Here is an 18,130-nt window from a genome sequence, read left to right as displayed (position 1 = left end):
TAGTTTTGAATTTGTCATCCTTGATTTCATTGTAATAGGGCATATTCTTCGCCGAACACAAAATGGCCATTGCAAGCGATTCCATCGCCGTCCTCATTTGGTTTCCAGAGGGAACTGGATATCCATGAATAAGCAGTTTTTCAGAAGCAATTAGACAATGAATTGCGTAGAAAATAAATGCGGCGATATACGCGTTCTGTTCGTTGCTGGTGCTTGTGGAGTCTAGCTGCTCATATGCCGTTAACGCCTTGTTGGTTTTTTCGGCAAACTTGTCAATTTCGGCGGAAAAATGCTTCTTAAAATTATTTGCAATAGCCGGGTCAAACTGGAAGAGTTCTTCTTTAATTTCTTGGATTCTGTTTATTGTCCGCAACTGTCCGCCTTTAAATCAGTGCATTAAATATTTCCGCATCTCTGTGGCATCGGCTTTCATCCGGCCCTGTTCCTTCGCCTTCCAGCGGTTTTCCCAGCCCATTTTGTGCGGCTTGCAGAGCGGGCAGGAGCGCTTTTTCAGCTTCATGTTCTTTCGCATGATGTAAATGATATTACCACGTCTTTTGTTTATTGGTAGCGGCGGCACTCTTGCCGCCGTAAGGATGGCGACAAGAGTGTCGCCACTGCCGAGAAAGTTCAAGGGAAAGAACGCTGGATGCCCGCCTGCGCGGGCATGACAGAGCCGAGAACGCCGCCGGCTTCGAAGCCGATATTTAACCCGCGTTATTCACGATAGGGCGGGGTTAATTCCCGCCTGTTCGGGGGAGTCCCCCCGCACACCCTCTTCCCACTTCGGTGGAGCCGGCCCGGTTTGAACATTTCTTTCCGGGTCTCCTTATGTCCGCTCCGCGAACAAGGGGGAAAATATTTAGAATTTCAAACCGACCCACTGCCCAGCTTGACCGCCCGTTGCTGTCAGACCGCTTTCGGTGGATAATGGGCGGGTGAAATAGTCCGTTACATTGCCTCAACTTTGTAAAATGGGAGAGACGCGGGAATATGCGTACCGCGTAAAGTATGCAAAACAGCGTATCAGGATCATCATCCCGGCATGAGGGCGTGGGTCAGTGGCTGCGCGCCGGGAGCCGTACACCGGTGGGCCGGATCATCATCATCTTAACCCTGTTCCTGATGGTGGCGTTCGCCGCCGGGTACCTTTACATCAATGTGCTCCGCTTCCGGCAGATCGAGAATAGCGACCAAGAGCGCAATGCGCGGAACAGCGGAATCTCCCTCCTCACCGAATCGTTGGGGCTGATGGAACAGAGCTTCAATCCCGCGCACGACATCCTGTTCTACGGCATGTTGCTCAAAAGCGGGGGACTCCCGCGCGCGCGGGCGGAAAGTTATATCAACGTTGAATTGCTTGCGGCGGAACAGGCGCGAAACGCGTTGCTGCGGTTTTTAAATGAAAAAGGGGGCGGACTCCCTCCCGGTTTCCGCCAGGAGGTTGACGCCGAGGCCGCCGCGTATGAAGCCGCCATGGCGCGGGTGCTGAATACGGTGCGCGGCGGGCCGCACGGCACAAAAGCGGCCAACATCGAAACAATGCTTGATGAACTTTCCTCCCTGCGGCGCCGCCATGATGAGCTGGGAGGGCGGATAAACGCGGAAATACGCCGCCTCAAGGCCGATTTCGACCGTTACGCCGAAGCGGATTCCCGCGCGCGGAATAGCGTGCGGAGCAAGGCGACAAGGGGCGTAATATTGCTGGAGACGCTGGTTTTTCTGATGGGGCTGATGGAGTTGGCCGCCGCGGGACGGGCCGCGATAGTCAGCCGCGCGCTGGGCGAGGAGCGCGGAAAATACAAAAAACTGATGGAGCAGGCGGGGGACACGGTCATCATCACCGACGCCGATACCGGGCTGGTGGTGGAGATCAACCGCAAGGGGGAAGAACTGCTCGGTATGCGGCGCGGGGAAATCGTGGGACAACCCCATGCCGCGCTCTTTCCCGATGCCGAACGGGAGCGGTATGCGGCCATGTTCGCCGAAACGGTGGCGCGCGGCGGGCCGGATGAAACCGGCCAGAGCCCGAAAAGCATCATCCTCCGGCGCGGGGATGGCGTTGAGATTCCGGTGGACCTTCGCTGCTCCGTGATAGCGGTGGAAGGCCGCCGCCTGGTGCAGGGGATATACCGCGACATGACGGCGCAACGGGCGCATGAAAAACTGATGAAGGAACAGGCCGAGGCGCAGATGGAACTGGTGCGGCAGACGGTGGAGGCGCTGGAGGATGCGCGGGATGAACGCAGGAAGGCGGAAGAGGCGAACCGGCTGAAATCGGAATTTGTGGCGAACATGTCGCACGAGCTGCGTACGCCGCTCACCTCCGTGCTGGGATATTCCCGCATCGCCAGGGAACGGATGGATGAGGTGATGGGCGCGCTGAAAACCATCCATCACCGCGCCGCGCCGGGCGGCGAGCGGAGCGTGACGGTGGCTCTGCCGCCGGACGAGATGGAGGAAATGTCGAGCCGCGCGGAACAGGCCGCCGCGGAAATCAGCATGTTCAACGAGGTGGTGGTGGGGCAGGGGGAACGCCTGCTCCAGCTCGTCAACGACCTGTTGGATATGAGCTCGCTGGAGGCGGGCCAGTTGAAATTGCAGGAACACATCTCGTCCGCGCGGATGATCCTCCATTCCGTCTCCAACCGGCTGGCCGCGGCCGCCGGCGATAAAAAAATCCGGCTGACGACCAATATCGACGAACTGCGGGACGCGGACATTTTTTTCCTCGGCGATACGTCACGGATTGAACAGGTGCTGTACAACCTCATTCAAAACGCCATCAAATACAGCGCCGGCGGCGAGGTGCGCGCCACCGCGGCGGCGGCGAACGGGCATTTGCTCTTCCGCGTGAGGGACGAGGGGATCGGGATACCGGCGAAGGACCGCGAAGCGATATTCGACGCCTTCCGCCAGCTCGACGGCGGCAGCACCCGCGCGCAGGGAGGGGTGGGGCTGGGGCTGACGCTCTCCCGAAAGCTGATAACGGCGATGGGGGGAACCATCAACGTGGAGTCGGCGGAGGGGCGGGGGTCGGAGTTCACCGTCACACTCCCCTATCGCCCGGTGGAAAACTGAACGGGGAAGCCGCGGATGCCGGAAAAGCATCCCCGCGGCCGGCGCCAAATACGCGCTTGCTAATAAAAGTAAACCCGGTATAATACGCGCTTCATCCGGAGAGCGGGGACTCTACCGCAAGCCGGGGAAGAGGCTGTATAATTGCGACATAGTCAGGAGCGTAGCTCAGGGGTAGAGCACTTGCTTGACACGCAAGGGGTCGGCGGTTCGAGACCGCCCGTTCCTACCATTATTATTTTTTTTGAGGAGGACGCCATTGCCGATTGGATCTGAAGGTACAGGGCCCAAACCAGGTTTTGGCGCGTCCAAGAATTTCCGCGTTGTTGATAAGGACGGGTTACGGGTTAACAATCAGATTCGCGTGCCGGAAATAACGGTAATCGACGAAAAGGGTGAAAACCTTGGCGTCATGCGTACCTCCGAGGCGGTGGCCCAGGCCAACTCGCGGGGGCTTGACCTCGTCGAAGTGTCGCCGCAGGCGAAGCCGCCGGTTTGCAAGTACATGGATTACGGAAAATTCAAGTACCGGAAGAACAAAAAGGCGCACGAGGCGAAGAGGCACCAGAAAATAATAAAGGTCAAAGAAGTGAAACTGACCCCCCGGACGAGCGAGCATGATTACCAGTTCAAGCTGGTTCATATCATGCGCTTCCTGGGCGAAGGGAATAAGGCGAAAGTGACGGTGTTTTTCAAGGGACGCCAGATAGACCATGCCGACCTCGGCAGGGCGATGCTGGACCGGTACGTGAAAGACACCGACGAGTTTGCCTTCGTGACGCAGCAGCCGAAGCTGGAAGGGCGCACGATGAGCATCATGCTGGAGCCCAAGCCCGCGAAGGGCAAACCGGCGGCGCCCAAAGCGGCGGCGTCCAAGCCGGCGGGAAAGGCCGCGGCCGAAGAAGTTAAGAAACCAGTCCAACCGAAGGAAGGAGAAGTCAGTGCCGAAGATTAAGACCAAGAAATCCGCGTCGAAGCGGTTCAGGGTGACCGGATCGGGCAAGGTGAAGAAGAAAAACGCCAATACGCGCCACCTGTTGTCCAATAAGAACGCGAAAAGCAAACGCCAGGCCCGCGGCACCACGATAGTGGAACATCCGGGCGACCTGAAACGAATTAAAAAAATGATGCCGTACCAGTTCTGAAGCGAGGAGGAAAACAATGGCAAGGGTAAAGGGCGGTCCCGCCTCACGGGCACGCAAAAAGAAGATACTGAAGGCTTCCGAAGGGTTTGTCGGATCCCGCCGGGGCGTATTCAAGCACGCCAAGCAGACCGTCATCCGCGGCGGCGTATACGCCTACCGCGACCGCAAAGTGCGCAAGCGCGACTTCCGCTCGCTCTGGATCGTCCGCATCAACGCGGCCGCGCGCGCCGAAGGCTTGAGCTACAGCCAACTCATCAACGGCCTTAAACACGCCGGGATCGAGCTGGACCGCAAGATACTGGCGGATATGGCCGTGCGCGAACCGCAGGCGTTCAGCCAGGTCGTGAAAAAGGCCAAGGAAGGTCTCGTCAAGAAGGCTGCCTAGGGTTCACCTTGGCAGCCGACCTTATCGCCCGCCTGCTCGAACTCAAAGGGCGGGTTCCGTCCATTCCCTTCCCGGAGGATGAGCGCGCGCTCGACGCCCTCCGGGTGAAATATCTGGGGAAGAGCGGCATCATCCCGCTCCTCTCGCGGGAGATGGCGGGCGTGCCGAAGGAGCAAAAGCCCGAAGCGGGCAAGCTGCTCCAGGAGGCCCGCGCCGCCGTCGAAACCATCATCAACGGCGCCACGCAAAAACTCACAGTCGAAAAAATCCAAAAAGAGATCGACGGCGAGTTTTTCGATATCAGCCTTCCCGGGGCCGAGCCGGCTTTCGGCGCGCGCCACCCCCTTACCGCGGTGATGGACGAAATCGTCGGCATTTTCACCGGCATGGGGTTCCAGATCGAGGAGGGGCCGGAGGTGGAGAGCGATTATTACAACTTCGAGGCGCTCAACTTCCCCCCGGATCACCCCGCGCGCGACATGCAGGACACCTTCCACCTGCCGGACATCAAGCGCCTGCTCCGCACCCACACCTCGCCGGTGCAACCGCGCGCCATGGAGCGCTATGGCCCGCCGCTTTCCGTTCTCGCGCCGGGCAAGGTCTACCGTTGCGACAGCGACATCACCCACTCGCCGGTCTTCCACCAGGTCGAAGGGTTCACCATCGACCGCAAGGTGACGATGGGCGACCTGAAAGGGACGCTCCAAACATTCATCCACCGCCTCTACGGGCCGAAAACCAAGGTGCGCCTGCGCCCTTCGTTCTTCCCGTTCGTCGAGCCGGGGGCGGAAGTGGACGTCTCCTGCGTCATCTGCGGCGGCGCGGGGTGCCGCGTCTGCAAAAACACCGGCTGGCTGGAGGTGTTGGGGGCCGGCATGATACATCCCAACGTGCTCAAATCCAGCAATATCGACCCGGACGAATGGAGCGGCTTCGCCTTCGGCATGGGTATCGAGCGGCTCGCCATGCGGAAATACGGCGTGGACGACATCCGCCTGTTCTTTGAAAACGATATGCGCTTTTTAAGGCAGTTTTAAGCCATGCGCTTAAGCTATCTCTGGCTCAACGACTGGGTGGAGCACGGCCTCTCCCCCGAGCTGCTGGCGGCGGGGCTTACCTCGGCCGGCCTTGAAACAAACATCGTGCGGGATCTGCGCGGCGCGTACGACAACGTGGTCGTCGGCCGGGTGGTCTCCGTTTCACCGCACCCCGGCGCCGACAACATACGCGTGACCGAGGTGGACATCAACGGCGCCACGCTGCAGATCGTCTGCGGCGCGCCGAACGTGGAACGGGATCAGCGGGTGGCGGTGGCGCTTATCGGCGCGAAACTCCCCAACGGCATGGTTATCGAAAAACGGAAACTCCGCGGCGTCGAATCGTCCGGGATGATCTGCTCCGAGGCGGAGTTGGGCATCAGCGCCGAATCAAACGGCATCATGGTGCTGCAACACGGCGCCCCGCTCGGCGGGAAATTGGCCGGCCTGTATGAGTTGGAAGACGTGATCCTGGAAGTGGATATCACGCCGAACCGCGGCGACTGCCTGAGCGTGTGGGGCATTGCCCGCGAGGCGGCCGCCATCTCCGGCGGAAAGCTGAAACTCCCGGATACGATGGGGGAATGGGGAACCGGGCTTGAAGGCTTCAGCGTCTATGTGGAAAACAACGACGGCTGCCCGCGTTACACCGCCCGCGAAATACGCGGCGTGACGGTCGGCCCCTCGCCGCTGAAAGTGCGCCGCCGCCTCTTCGCCGCCGGCGTCCGCCCGGTCAACAACGTGGTGGACGCCACCAACTACATCATGCTGGAAACCGGCCACCCGCTGCACGCCTTCGACCGGCGCGACCTGCAAGGGGACCGGATCATCGTGCGCAATGCCCACGCGGGCGAGCGGTTCACCACGCTGGACGGCAAAGTGCATGAGCTGCCCGCCTCCGCGCTGCTCATCGCCGACGCCAACCGCGGTGTGGCGCTGGCCGGCGTCATGGGCGGCCTCAACAGCGAAGTGAAACCGGACACCACCGAGATCATTCTCGAAGCGGCTTATTTCGACCCGGTCTGCGTCCGCAAGACCGCCAAAGCGCTGGGGGTATCCACCGAATCATCCTACCGCTTCGAGCGGGGCGTCGATCCGCGGGGGGTGGCGGCGGCCAGCTTGCTGGCGGCGCGGATGATCGGCGCATCGGCCGGCGGAAAAACCGGCGGTTTCGCCGATGTGTATCCCACGCAAGCGCAGCCGCCCGCCATCCGCCTGCGCACCGCCAAAGTGAACGACACCCTCGGCCTCGCCCTCGGCGACCAACGGATACTGGACCATCTCGGCTCCCTCGGCTTCGATTGCAAGATGGAAGGGGAAGGGCTGTTCGCCATAACCGCGCCGTCATGGCGGCACGACGTCAAAATAGAGATGGATCTCATCGAAGAGGTGGCCCGCCTCCACGGATACGCGAACATCCCCGCCACCGCGCCGCGCCTGGCGCAGCATGAAACGGCGGACGGGGGAACCTACCGCGCTCGCAGCCGCATGGCCGATCTGCTGGCCGCCGCCGGTTTTTACGAGACCCTGAGCTACTCGTTCATTAATCCCGCATGGCGCACCGCGCTCGGCCTTTCGGGCAAAGAGCCGGTGCCGATGGAAAACCGCATCAACGCCGACCTGTGCGAGCTGCGCACCGCGCTGCTGCCCGGCCTGCTCGGCGCCGCCGTGCTCAACCTGCGCCGGGGGGAAGAGACGCTCTCGCTGTTTGAAACCGGCGCGGTCTTTTCCCGCGCGGCAAACGAAGTGCATGAGGAATTCCACTGCGCCGCGCTCATGACGGTGGGGAAAGAGGAAATCCTCGGAACCGGCATCCCGCGCGATTTCCTCCGTCTCAAGGGGATTTTGCAGAAGGTGGTTAAAGCTCTTGCCGGCGCGGAACCGGCGTTCGTCCGGCCGGCCGGCGCCGGCCGCCGGCCGTATCTGTACACGCACCGGCAGGCGGAAATCCGCCTGGGCGGTACCGTCATCGGCGTGATGGGGCAGATGCACCCGCTGGCGCTGCAACGGTTCGACATTGAAGCGCCGATGGTTTGCTTTGAATTATCGGCGGACGCTCTGATACAATCCGGAGGCAAGGGGTACGCCCCTGTGGAGCCGCTGCCGCGGTTCCCCGGCATCAAGCGCGACATGGCGCTGATAGTCGATGAACGGACGGAAGCGGGGGGAATTGTGGAAACCATTCTGGACACCGACCGCGCCCTGATACGCCACTGCCGCCTGTTCGACCTCTATCAGGGGCCGCAGGTGCCGGCGGGGAAAAAAAGCCTCGCGTTCCGGCTCTTTATCCAGAATCCGGAACAGACGCTGACCGACAAGGCGGGCGACGACCTCATGGCCGCCATCCTGAAACGGGTGGGCGAAAAACATGGCGCGGAACTGAGGGCGTAATGGCCGAATCGAAACTGAAAGAACTGGCCGGAAAGGTGGAACGGCTTTCGAAGGAATACGTCGTCTGCCGCCGCGAGAACGCCCGGCTCAAGCGCCTGCTGCTGGCCGCCGAAGTGAAAATCAAAAATCTCTCCATGCCCGGCGCGTCCAGCGCCGAAGGCGCCAACGTGCTGGACCTCACCCGCCAGGTCGAAAAGATGAAGGGGGAGCGGAAGGTCATCAAGGAGAAGGTGGAAAAAATGGCCGCGCGCCTTGAAAAGTTCTACCAGGATTGAGATGGAAGCGAAAGACGTAACGATCACGCTCCACGGGCGCGAATACCGCATTCAAAGCCCGTTCGGCGAAGAATACACCCGCACGCTGGCAAAGTATTGCGACCAGAAAATGAAGGACATCGCCGCCGCCACCGGCTCCACCGATTACCTCGGCCTTTCGGTGCTCACCCTGCTGCAACTGGCGCACAACTATCACCAGCAACGCGGCGCCGCCGGCAAGCCGCAGCCGGACGCCGAAGCCGAAATCATCCGCCTCATGGAACTTTTGGACAAAGCCGAAAAGGACGCCGCGGAGGCCGAGACCGAACAGCCGGCCCACACCATCAACCCCAACGTCCTGTAACCCCCGTCCCCGGCAGATACGGCTTCAGCCGCACATTGGCGCGAAGCGCCAAGGGAGCGTCGGCCCGTTGGGCCGATGTACCCAATAAATGGGGTACCCACCGCGCAACGGTCAGGAGGCGAAGTGGCGCTTGAAGGCGGACTGGAATTTTTCGAGATAGACGTATACCACCGGCGTGATATACAGCGTCAATAACTGCGAGAAGAGCAGACCGCCCACCACCGCCATGCCGAGCGGGCGGCGCGATTCGGCCCCCGCCCCCATCCCCAAGGCTATCGGCAGCGTACCCATAAGCGCCGCCATGGTGGTCATCATGATGGGCCTGAACCGGATGATGGCCCCCTGGCAAATAGCCTCCAGCGGCGTGACGGCACCCTTCTTCTGTTCCGCCAGCGCGAAATCGATCATCATGATCGCGTTTTTCTTCACGATGCCGACCAGCATAATGACCCCCACCAGCGAATAGATGTTCAGCTCTTTGTGGAACAGCATCAGCGTCACCACCGCCCCCAGCCCCGCCGATGGCAGGCCGGAAAGGATGGTCAGCGGATGGATGAAACTTTCATAGAGTATCCCCAGCACGATATAGATCACCAATATCGCCATCAATATCATTATCCACATCCCCTTGAACGAGGACTGGAACGCCTGCGCCGATCCCTGGAAACCGGTGCTGATGCTTGCGGGGAGCGTCGCCCGCGCCGCATCCTCGACCGGCGCCATCGCTTCGCTCAGCGAGACCCCCGGCTTCAGATTGAACGACAGCGTGACCGCCGGGAGCTGCCCCAGATGGTTGACGGAGAGCGGCCCCGTCCCCAGCGTGATGTTGGCCACCTCGCGCAGCGGCACAAGGCGGCCCGTGGCGGCGCGTACATACAGCGCGGAAAGCGCCGACGGGTCGCGCTGATGCTCCGGCGCCAGCTCCATGATTACCTTGTATTGGTTATCCGGCGCGTAGATGGTGGAAATCTGCCGCGCGCCGTATGCCGAGTAGAGCGCATCCTCTATCTGCGCGGCGTTGATGCCGAGCGACGCGGCTTCATCGCGCTTGAGTTCCACGTTGATCTGCGGGTTGACGATCTGGAGATCGCTGGTCACGTCCTGCAACTGCGGAAACGCGCGCATTTTTTCTTCCAGCACGGCGGAATAGCGGTACAGCTCGGCGATGTCCGGCCCTTGCAGCGTGTACTGGAATTGGCTTTTGGTGAGGCTGCCGCCGATCCGGATGGGCGGCGGCACCTGGAGGAAGGCCCGTATGCCAGGCACCCGCGCCAGCTTGGGACGCAACTCCTGCACCACTTCTTCGGCGCTTAATTTCCGTTGATCGCGCGGCTTCAGCCGCATGAACATGCGCCCGGTGTTCACCGACGAGTTCGGCCCGCCCGCGCCGATGCTCGACATGAATCCCTCCACGTTTGGGTCTTCCTTGACGATGGCCGCCAACTGGCGTTGGTGCTCCATCATGTCGTCGAATCCTATCCCCTGCCGGGCCTCGGTGAAGGCGAACAGTTGCCCGGTATCGTCCGAAGGGAGGAAGCCCCCCGGCATCCGCATGAAAAGAACAACCGTGACCACAAGGATAAGCACGGAGATGACGGCCGCCGCCAGCATGTGGCGCAGCACGAACTGCAAGCTTTTTTCATAGGCATCGCGCATCCGGTTGAACCCGTTTTCCAGCAGCCAGTAGAGCTTGCCGTGTTTTTCCGCCCCTTCGTGGCGCAGGAACCGGCTGCACAGCATCGGCGTGAGCGTGAGCGAGATCACGCCGGAAACGAGGATGGCCACCACGATGGTAACGGCAAACTCGTGCAGCAGCCGCCCCAAAATGCCGCCCATGAAAAACACCGGGATGAACACCGCCACCAGCGACAACGTCATCGAAAGGATGGTGAAGCCGATCTCGCGCGAGCCGTTCACCGCCGCCTCGAACGGCGTTTCCCCTTTTTCCATGTGCCGGACGATGTTCTCCAGCATGACGATGGCGTCATCCACCACGAATCCGACCGAAAGCGTGAGCGCCATGAGTGAAAAATTGTCGATGCTGTAACCGAACAGGTAGAGGAAGGTGAACGTGCCGATGATCGACATCGGCAGCGCGAGGCTGGGTATGACGGTGGATGAAACGTTTTTGAGGAACAGAAAGATCACCATCACCACCAGCGCCACGGTGAGGCCGAGGGTGAACTTGATATCCTGAACCGACGCGCGGATGGACTCGGAGCGGTCGTAAATAACGTCGAGTTTCACCGAGGCCGGCATCTGCGCGCGGAATTTCGGCAGCAGCGTCCGTATCGCGTCCACCACCTCGATGGTGTTGGTTCCCGGCTGGCGCTGAACGGCCAGCACGATGGCGCGCGTGTCGGTATACCAGCTCGCCAGCTTGTTGTTTTCCACGCCGTCTATCACGTTGCCCAATTCCTCCAGCCGCACGGGCCGTCCGTTGCGGTACGCGACGATGAGGGGGCGGAACGCGGCGGCGTTGAGCAGCCGCCCCTCCGTCTGGATGGTAAAGGCGCGCTTGGGGCCGTCGATGATCCCGGAGGGGAGGTTCACGTTGCCCTGATCCACCGCGCGGGATATTTCATCCAGCCCGAGGCCGAGCGAGGCCAGCCGGTCCGGATTCAGTCCTATCCGCACCGCATATTTCTGCGAGCCGTATATCTGCACCTGCGCCACGCCGCTTATCATCGAGATGCGCTGCGCGATCATGGTATCGGCATATTCGTTCACGCGGGGGAGCGGCAACACGGGAGAACTGAGCGCTATGTAAATGACCGGCTGGTCGGCCGGGTTAACTTTTTGGTACGAAGGGGGGCTGGGCATATCGGCGGGGAGGTTCCTCGATGTTTTGGCGATCATCGCCTGCACATCCTGCGCGGCGTCGTCGATGTTGCGGTCAAGGTTAAATTGCAGAGTGATCGACGTTATCCCCTGCGTGTTGGTGGAGGTCATCGAATCGACGCCCGCGATGGTGGAGAACTGCCGCTCCAGCGGCGTGGCGACGGCGGAAGCCATCGTTTCGGGGCTGGCGCCGGGCAGGTTGGCGCTCACCGTGATGGTCGGAAAGTCGACGTTGGGCAGGTCGCTGACCGGCAGCTTTTTATACGCGATGATGCCGAACAGGAGAATGGCCGCCATGACGAGGGTGGTCATCACCGGGCGGCGGATAAAAAGCCCGGAGATGTTCATCGACGCTCTTCCTTCGCCTTCTCTCCGCTTCCCGCCACCTTTACGGGTCCGCCGGGTATGACCTGTATCTGGCCGTCCGTGACGACGGTTTCCCCCTCCTCCAGGCCGCTTTCAATCAACACGTCGCCGCCGAACGCGCGGCGGACGGCGATGGGGCGCATCTCCGCCGTGCCGTCTTTCACCACAAACACGTATTCCCCCTTTTGGCCGTTCATGACAGCGTGGGAGGGAATGGTCAACGCCCCTTTTTCCGTGGTCAGCGTCAGCGATACGTTCACGAACTGGCCGGGAACGAGGCGTCCGCCGCTGTTCGGGAACGATGCCTTCAGCCGGATCGTCCCGGTGGCGGGATCCACGCCGTTATCGATGAAAACCAGAACGCCTTCGGCCGCACGGACGCCTTCGGGGGTGGCGGTCACTTTCAGCCGCCCCTCCGCCATGTGGGAACGGATCGGCGCCAGATGCGCCTGCGGCACCGTGAACGACACGTAGACCGGCTTCACCTGGAAAATGGTGACGATGGCCTTGTCGTTGGCCTTGATGAGATTCCCCTCGTCCAGCAGCACCGCGCCGGTCTGCCCGTCGATGGGGGAATGAATGTGGCAATAGGCGAGTTGCAACCGGGCATTTTCCAGCGCCGCTTTGTCCGCCGCCGCCACCGCCGCCAGCGCATCGGCCGCCGTGGCGGACTGGTCGGCCTGCTGCCGCGGCACCACCCCTTCGCGCGCCAACGCCTCGTACCGGCCCGCATCGCGCCGGGCGTTCTCCATCTGGGCGGTATCGCGGGCGAGCGCCGCCTCAGCCTGCGCCACCGCCGCTTTGAAGGGGCGCGGATCGATGGTGACCAACTTGGCCCCCTTCTCCACGTGCTCCCCCTCCTTGAAATGAATCTTTTCAATCTGGCCGTTTACCTGCGCCGTAATCGACACGGTGGCATACGCCTCGACCGAGCCCACCACCTCCAGCCGCAGGGGAACGTCTTTTCTGGCGGCGGCCGCCACCTTGACCGGCGCGGGCGGCATCTGCTTTTTCTGGTTCTGCTGCGCGTCCTTCGAGCAGGCGGCAAGCGCCACCGCCAGCAGAACACCCAAACCCCAATGGCGCACGGGCAGGCAGGGGCGGACGCGGTACGTTATTATCACGGTATTCCTCCGATTATCCATCAAGACATAATTTGACGTAAGGAAGGGAAGAAAGGTTCACTCACGTCCTCGAATTCCACCAGGCCGCCGCATGCCACAGCGCCCGGCATGGGCATTCCCGGCCACAATCCATTTTCACAACCGCACCAGTATACTTATATTTTTTTGTGCACCCCACTATTTTCCTTATTCCGCATGGGGATTGACAAGGCGCCGCCGTGGCGGATATAGTCGCCCCGAATAGCCAGTAGATTTCAGCATCTCGAAACACGGTGTAAATCCGTGGCGGTCCCGCCGCTGTAATCGGGGACGCAAGGTTGCACAGGCCGCTTTAGCAATAAAGCGGACGGTCACTGCCGGGGCACACCCTGGCGGGAAGGCCGCAACCGGGCGGACGATCCGAAAGCCAGAAGGCCTGCTGTAGTCAAGGTTGGGTGCGGAATCCGTATGGTAAAGGGTTTCGATGAGTTCCATGGGGAACTTGTCGGAACCCTTTTTTTTTGGCTTTTTTGATTTGGAAAGGGACTTAACTATGAAAAAGAAAACCGCAACCCCCAGGAAAGACATCATCGCCAGCCGCAAAAGCTGCGACCCCAAAGGCACCGGCCTGTCGCACTACATCCTCTCGGCGAGCAAAAAGGCCAAGTGATGGCAGCGGCGCGTAAGCAGGCCACCGTGGCGGAGGCCCCCTCGCGGGGCCTCTATTTCAACAGCGGCACCGGCCCCTCCATCGTGCCGATAGACATCGGCCACAAAGAGTACATCGGCCTGATCGACCCGGATACGGCGTTCTGGTCGCTGGTGAAAAAAGAGAAGCTGGCCGATACGCTTACCAGCTCCCGGTTCATCTCCGGCTACAAAAAGAAAAGCAAGAAGTTCGCCGATGAGATGAACATGCTCCGGTTCGGGCTGAAGCCGACCGCCGTCTATTTCAATTCCACCGAGCAGTGCAACCTGAACTGCGCCTACTGCTACATACCGGGCGACATGCGGAAAAACGGGCGGCACATGACGGAGAAGGAGCTTCTCGCCGCGCTGGCGAAACTGAAAACCCATTTCCGCAAAACCATGCCCAAAGGCCGCCTGCCGCAAATCATCTTCCACGGCGCCGAGCCGATGCTGAACCGCGAGGCGGTGTTCCGCGGCATCGAAAAGTACCGGGATGATTTCCAGTTCGGCATACAGACCAACGCCACGCTGCTGGATGACGAAGCCACAGCCTTCCTCACCGCGCGGGACGTCAGCATCGGGCTTTCGCTGGACGGCCACACCGCCGCCATCGCCGATAAAACGCGGACCAACTGGACCGGCAAAGGGGTTTTCGCAAAAGTCGAAGAGACCATCGAAAAGCTGAAAGGCTATCACGGCTTCAGCGTCATCTGCACCATCACCAGCGGGAACATGCGCCACCTCTCCAGCATGGTGGATTACCTCCATGCGCGGCACGTCCCCAACTGCCTGCTGAACATCGTGCGCTGCACGCTGCCCCCCTCGCTGGCGGTGAAGCCGGCCGATGTACCCTCGGCGCGGCATTTCCTCGCGGCGTTGGACCGCTCGCACGAACTGTACAAAAAGACCGGGCGCAAGCTGGTGGTGGCGAATTTCGCCAACATCCTGATAAGTATTCTGGCCCCCACCGCCCGGCGGCTGATGTGCGACATCTCCCCCTGCGGCGGCGGACGCGCGTTTTTCGCGCTGGCGCCGAACGGCGATCTGTTTCCGTGCAGCGAATTTGTCGGGCTGGCCCGGTTCAACGGCGGCAATCTTTTCAAGGATGGCGTCGACGCCGTGCTGGAAAGCGAAGCGTTCAAAATGGTGACCGAACGCAAGGTGGAGGATATAAAAGCGTGCGGCAAGTGCGCCATCCGCCATTTCTGCGGCTCGCCCTGCCCCGCCGAAGCGCACGAGGCGAACGGCGGCATGAAAGCCACCGGCTCCTTTTGCGAGTTCTATGAGGAACAGACGCGGTACGCCCTGCGCGCCATCGCCGACGGCAAGGATAACGATTACCTGTGGGACGGATGGGACAAAGGCGCCCGCACCACGTTCGACACGCTTATGCTGTGATATGGTGGGTACACAATAAATTGTGTACCCACCCAAAAAACGGATTACCTGTCCATGTACCTCTTATAGGTGGAGATGCTGAACAGCGAAATGCAAAACGCCCCTGAATACGCCTCGACGATGGCGATCATTTTCCCGATGCCGACGGGCGTGAAATCGCCGTATCCAAGCGTTGTGAACGTCACCACGCTGTAATACAGCGCATCGTAAAACACCCGCAGATTTTCGGCCGCCGTGGCGTTCGATGAATACCGGAAAAAATTTCCCGATGCGTGATGTATCCCGATAAAGCTGAAAATCGCGGCGCACAGGAACATGTACGCCACCGAAAATCCGATGATCCGGTGGGGCTTTTCCCCGTATCCGGTGGAGACGCTCATGAGCTTCGACCAGAACCGGTTGAACGAATAGAACGGTATCTGTTTCCGGATCATCACCATTTCCTTGAAAAAATATTCGCCGGCCTCGAAACCCATCCCCCTGTTTTTCAGGTTGAGCTTGATGGCGCGGTATATCTCCTCGGCCTCGAAATATTTCGCGTGGGCCTGATCGGTCTCGCCCCTTTTTTCGTGCGCTTCCCCTTCGGTCTCGTTTTTCACCGTATACCCGTCTTCGCCGCCGAAACCGATGAAGTCCAGCTTTGTATATTCCAGCGTCGCGCCCAGCAGTTCGGCGTCCCGCAGCTTCGCCTCTTTCATGTTCGCGCCGTCCAGCGCGGTTTTAAACAGCGCGGCATGGGTCAGGTCCGCGCCATACAAATGGGCGTTTTTGAGATTCGCCCATTTGAAATTCGCGGCGTAGAGGTTTGCCCGTGAAAGCTTAACCTGCTCCAGTTGGGCGTCCTTGAGCACGACCCCTTCCAGCTTGTCGCCGCGCTTGTGTTTTGCCTCGATCAGCGCTTTTATCTCCGGGCCTGTTTTATCCGCCTTCGGATCGTGCCAGAAACATACGCCGGAACCGGGATGGACGGGTTCCGCGCACGGCGTGTTATCGCGGAACAGATATTTGCACGTATCGCCCATTTTCCGTAGCCTCCCCCGCTGTTATTAAAATTGCTCCTATGCTATCCCATTACACATTGCATCACGCCAAAAAAAGTGTTTTTTGCGCCCTGCTCTTTTATAAGTAGGCCGCTGTCGCATCTACCGGGAGAAACCCCGCGCTCAGGATGACAACGCCCGCCGCATCCGCTACACTTACCGCTTATGAAAAAACACCTTGCCATCCTGCTAGCAATGCTCATTCCGCTTGCGCCGGCCGCACCCGCATGGGCCGCCGACGCCTTTTCCGCGTTTGGCGCCGAGGCCGCCGCCCCGAAGGCCGCCGAGTTGCCCGTCGCCCCGCGCCTGGTCCTGCCCCAAACGAAATTCGCGACGGGCAACAGCTACCCCGTGCTGCTGGAACTGGCCATTAAAGAAGGATTCCACATCAACAGCGCAAAACCGCTGGAGCCGGCGCTCATCCCCACCACGGTCATTTTTTTCGCGAGCGACCCGGCGGTGACGGTGGGGCGCGTAACCTTCCCCGATCCCATCCTGAAAAAATTCAAGTTCGCCAAAGAGCCGCTCAGCGTGTACGAAAAAACCGTCTACATCGCCGCCTCCATCAGCTTTACCGAGGGGGCCAAGGAGCCGCTTGCCATCACCGCGCGCCTGCAATACCAGGCCTGCACCGACTTCGCCTGCATGATCCCGGTGGAAACCGACATCACCGTTCCGCTCGCGCTGGGAACGGACGGTAAACCGCTGGAGCCGGAGCTGTTTTCCCGCCATGCGGCGCACGCGGCGGGGACATCCACCCCGGCGCTCGACGCGTTGAAGGGCGGCTTGGGGCCGATGGCGCTGCTGCTGGTCTTTTTGGGCGGACTGGGGCTTACCCTCACTCCCTGCGTCTACCCGCTCATCCCGGTCACCATCGGCTTTTTCGGCGCGGCCACCGGCCGCTCGCGCGGCCACACCGTGGCCCACGCGTTGGTATACCTGCTTGGCATGGCGCTGATGTACTCCGCGCTGGGGGTGGCGGCGGCGCTCACCGGCTCGCTCTTCGGGCAGTTGATGCAAAACCCGTTGGTGGTGATCCTGCTCGTGGGAGTGATGCTGCTGCTCGCCGCTTCGATGTTCGGCGCGTTCGAGATCGTGGTTCCGGCCGTCCTCATGGAATTTGCGTGCAAAATCTACGGGGGATTCCTCGGCACCTTCGTGATGGGGCTGACGGTCGGCATCATGGCGGCGCCGTGCGTGGGGCCGTTCGTCATCGGCCTGCTCACCTTCGTGGGCGAGCGGCAAGACCCGCTGCTCGGCTTCACCCTTTTCTTCACGCTGGCGCTCGGCCTCGGCACGCCGTTCGTCTTCCTGGCCATCTTCAGCGGCTCGCTGCAAAAGCTCCCCCGCAGCGGCGTATGGATGGTCTGGGTGCGCAAAATGTTCGGCGTCGTCCTTCTCGGCATGGCGTTGTATTTCGCCCGGCCGCTTATCCCCAACGGGATTCTTTACGGCTGGCTGGGGGCGGGCGTGGCGGCGGCGGGGGGCATATATCTCCTCTGGGCCGGCAAAGGAACGGGCGGGGCGGTTTTTTCCTTCTTCCGCTTCGGCATCGGGTTCGCCCTCATTGCGGCGGGATTTTTCCTCATCCCCTCTTCCCATCCGGCGAAAGAGGGAATAACGTTCAAGCCCTACAGCAAAGAAGCGGTGGCAAAGGCCGCGGCGGCGGGCCGCCCGGTGCTTTTGGATTTCACCGCCGACTGGTGCGTCCCCTGCCGCGAACTGAAGAGCTTCACCTTCGCCGACGATCGGGTACGGGCGAAGAACGGGACGTTCGACGCCTTCGCGGTCGACTTGACCACCGTGGAGCCGGATGAACTAGCCGCTAAAAAAGAGTACAACGTGCTGGGGGTACCCACCGTCATCCTGATCGGGCCGGACGGGCTGGAGAAAGACCGCTTCACCGGCTTCATCAACGCCGACGAGTTTTTGAAAAGATTGGAAAATGCCTACGCCGCGGTCTTTAGCGGCTCATTACGGCCCGCACCCGCCGGACAATAAGGCGGTGCCTCAGTTTGAGATTGCCGCGGCCATCTTC

16 protein-coding genes, 1 tRNA gene and 1 riboswitch are annotated in these 18,130 nt (G+C 60.8%); of the genes, 12 read left to right on the top strand and 5 right to left on the bottom strand.

Annotated features, from left to right (window positions below; translation table 11 throughout):
• Both HZA03_01285 and HZA03_01280 read right to left on the bottom strand, forming a co-directional pair.
• Nucleotides 1–373: hypothetical protein (locus tag HZA03_01285; GenBank protein MBI5636581.1), on the bottom strand; the 373-nt coding region annotated here is incomplete at its 3' end.
• Nucleotides 374–388: 15 nt separating this feature from the next.
• The gene (locus HZA03_01280; GenBank protein MBI5636580.1) at nucleotides 389–532 is read right to left on the bottom strand and encodes a hypothetical protein; all 144 of its coding nucleotides are present in this window, start codon (nucleotides 530–532) and stop codon (nucleotides 389–391) included.
• A 557-nt stretch (nucleotides 533–1,089) separates the two neighbouring features.
• Between HZA03_01280 and HZA03_01275 the strand changes: the two genes are divergently transcribed.
• The 9 genes from HZA03_01275 (at nucleotide 1,090) to HZA03_01235 (ending at nucleotide 8,654) form a co-directional block, all read left to right on the top strand.
• On the top strand, nucleotides 1,090–3,081 hold the full coding sequence (locus HZA03_01275; protein MBI5636579.1) for a PAS domain S-box protein: 1,992 nt from the start codon (nucleotides 1,090–1,092) through the stop codon (nucleotides 3,079–3,081).
• Nucleotides 3,082–3,235: 154 nt separating this feature from the next.
• Nucleotides 3,236–3,310, top strand: a tRNA-Val gene (locus HZA03_01270).
• A 33-nt stretch (nucleotides 3,311–3,343) separates the two neighbouring features.
• Nucleotides 3,344–4,033 carry a translation initiation factor IF-3 gene (locus tag HZA03_01265; GenBank protein ID MBI5636578.1) on the top strand — a complete coding sequence of 230 codons (690 nt, stop codon included), beginning with the start codon at nucleotides 3,344–3,346 and terminating at the stop codon, nucleotides 4,031–4,033.
• Nucleotides 4,020–4,223, top strand: a complete 204-nt coding sequence (gene rpmI / locus HZA03_01260; protein MBI5636577.1) for a 50S ribosomal protein L35 — start codon at nucleotides 4,020–4,022, stop codon at nucleotides 4,221–4,223. Before HZA03_01265 ends, rpmI begins: the two co-directional genes overlap by 14 nt.
• Before the next feature lie 16 nt (nucleotides 4,224–4,239).
• Nucleotides 4,240–4,608, top strand: coding sequence for a 50S ribosomal protein L20 (gene rplT, locus HZA03_01255; protein MBI5636576.1), 369 nt, complete (start codon nucleotides 4,240–4,242; stop codon nucleotides 4,606–4,608).
• A gap of 8 nt (nucleotides 4,609–4,616) precedes the next feature.
• The gene (gene pheS / locus HZA03_01250; GenBank protein ID MBI5636575.1) at nucleotides 4,617–5,645 is read left to right on the top strand and encodes a phenylalanine--tRNA ligase subunit alpha; all 1,029 of its coding nucleotides are present in this window, start codon (nucleotides 4,617–4,619) and stop codon (nucleotides 5,643–5,645) included.
• Between the two features lie 3 nt (nucleotides 5,646–5,648).
• Nucleotides 5,649–8,036 carry a phenylalanine--tRNA ligase subunit beta gene (locus HZA03_01245; GenBank protein MBI5636574.1) on the top strand — a complete coding sequence of 796 codons (2,388 nt, stop codon included), beginning with the start codon at nucleotides 5,649–5,651 and terminating at the stop codon, nucleotides 8,034–8,036.
• A complete protein-coding gene (locus HZA03_01240; protein MBI5636573.1) occupies nucleotides 8,036–8,311 on the top strand; it encodes a hypothetical protein in 276 nt (91 codons plus the stop codon). The genes HZA03_01245 and HZA03_01240 overlap by 1 nt, the downstream gene beginning before the upstream one ends.
• A gap of 1 nt (nucleotide 8,312) precedes the next feature.
• Nucleotides 8,313–8,654: a cell division protein ZapA gene (locus HZA03_01235; GenBank protein ID MBI5636572.1), complete on the top strand. Its 342-nt coding sequence runs from the start codon at nucleotides 8,313–8,315 to the stop codon at nucleotides 8,652–8,654.
• 111 nt (nucleotides 8,655–8,765) lie between these two features.
• Here HZA03_01235 and HZA03_01230 read toward each other — a convergent pair whose 3' ends face one another.
• Together HZA03_01230 and HZA03_01225 are read right to left on the bottom strand one after the other, a co-directional pair.
• Complete coding sequence (locus HZA03_01230) at nucleotides 8,766–11,843, bottom strand: efflux RND transporter permease subunit (GenBank protein ID MBI5636571.1); 3,078 nt, start codon at nucleotides 11,841–11,843, stop codon at nucleotides 8,766–8,768.
• A complete protein-coding gene (locus HZA03_01225) occupies nucleotides 11,840–13,006 on the bottom strand; it encodes an efflux RND transporter periplasmic adaptor subunit (protein ID MBI5636570.1) in 1,167 nt (388 codons plus the stop codon). The genes HZA03_01230 and HZA03_01225 overlap by 4 nt, the downstream gene beginning before the upstream one ends.
• A gap of 207 nt (nucleotides 13,007–13,213) precedes the next feature.
• Nucleotides 13,214–13,419: riboswitch (cobalamin riboswitch) on the top strand.
• A gap of 98 nt (nucleotides 13,420–13,517) precedes the next feature.
• On the opposite strand from HZA03_01225, the gene cbpA reads away from it, so the two are divergent.
• The gene (cbpA, locus tag HZA03_01220) at nucleotides 13,518–13,634 is read left to right on the top strand and encodes a modified peptide precursor CbpA (GenBank protein ID MBI5636569.1); all 117 of its coding nucleotides are present in this window, start codon (nucleotides 13,518–13,520) and stop codon (nucleotides 13,632–13,634) included.
• Nucleotides 13,634–15,052 (top strand): peptide-modifying radical SAM enzyme CbpB, encoded by a 1,419-nt coding sequence (gene cbpB, locus HZA03_01215; GenBank protein ID MBI5636568.1) that lies wholly within the window; start codon nucleotides 13,634–13,636, stop codon nucleotides 15,050–15,052. Before cbpA ends, cbpB begins: the two co-directional genes overlap by 1 nt.
• 44 nt (nucleotides 15,053–15,096) lie before the next feature.
• On the opposite strand, the gene HZA03_01210 is transcribed toward cbpB, so the two are convergent.
• On the bottom strand, nucleotides 15,097–16,074 hold the full coding sequence (locus tag HZA03_01210) for a pentapeptide repeat-containing protein (GenBank protein ID MBI5636567.1): 978 nt from the start codon (nucleotides 16,072–16,074) through the stop codon (nucleotides 15,097–15,099).
• Between the two features lie 183 nt (nucleotides 16,075–16,257).
• Between HZA03_01210 and HZA03_01205 the strand changes: the two genes are divergently transcribed.
• On the top strand, nucleotides 16,258–18,093 hold the full coding sequence (locus tag HZA03_01205; protein ID MBI5636566.1) for a thioredoxin family protein: 1,836 nt from the start codon (nucleotides 16,258–16,260) through the stop codon (nucleotides 18,091–18,093).
• Nucleotides 18,094–18,130: the final 37 nt, after the last annotated feature.

The organism is Nitrospinota bacterium, from assembly GCA_016217735.1.
In the GTDB taxonomy this organism is placed as follows: Bacteria; Nitrospinota_A; UBA7883; order JACRGQ01; family JACRGQ01; genus JACRGQ01.
The sequence above is the reverse complement of the archived record's forward strand: the minus strand, read 5'-3'. Positions and strand labels throughout refer to the sequence as shown.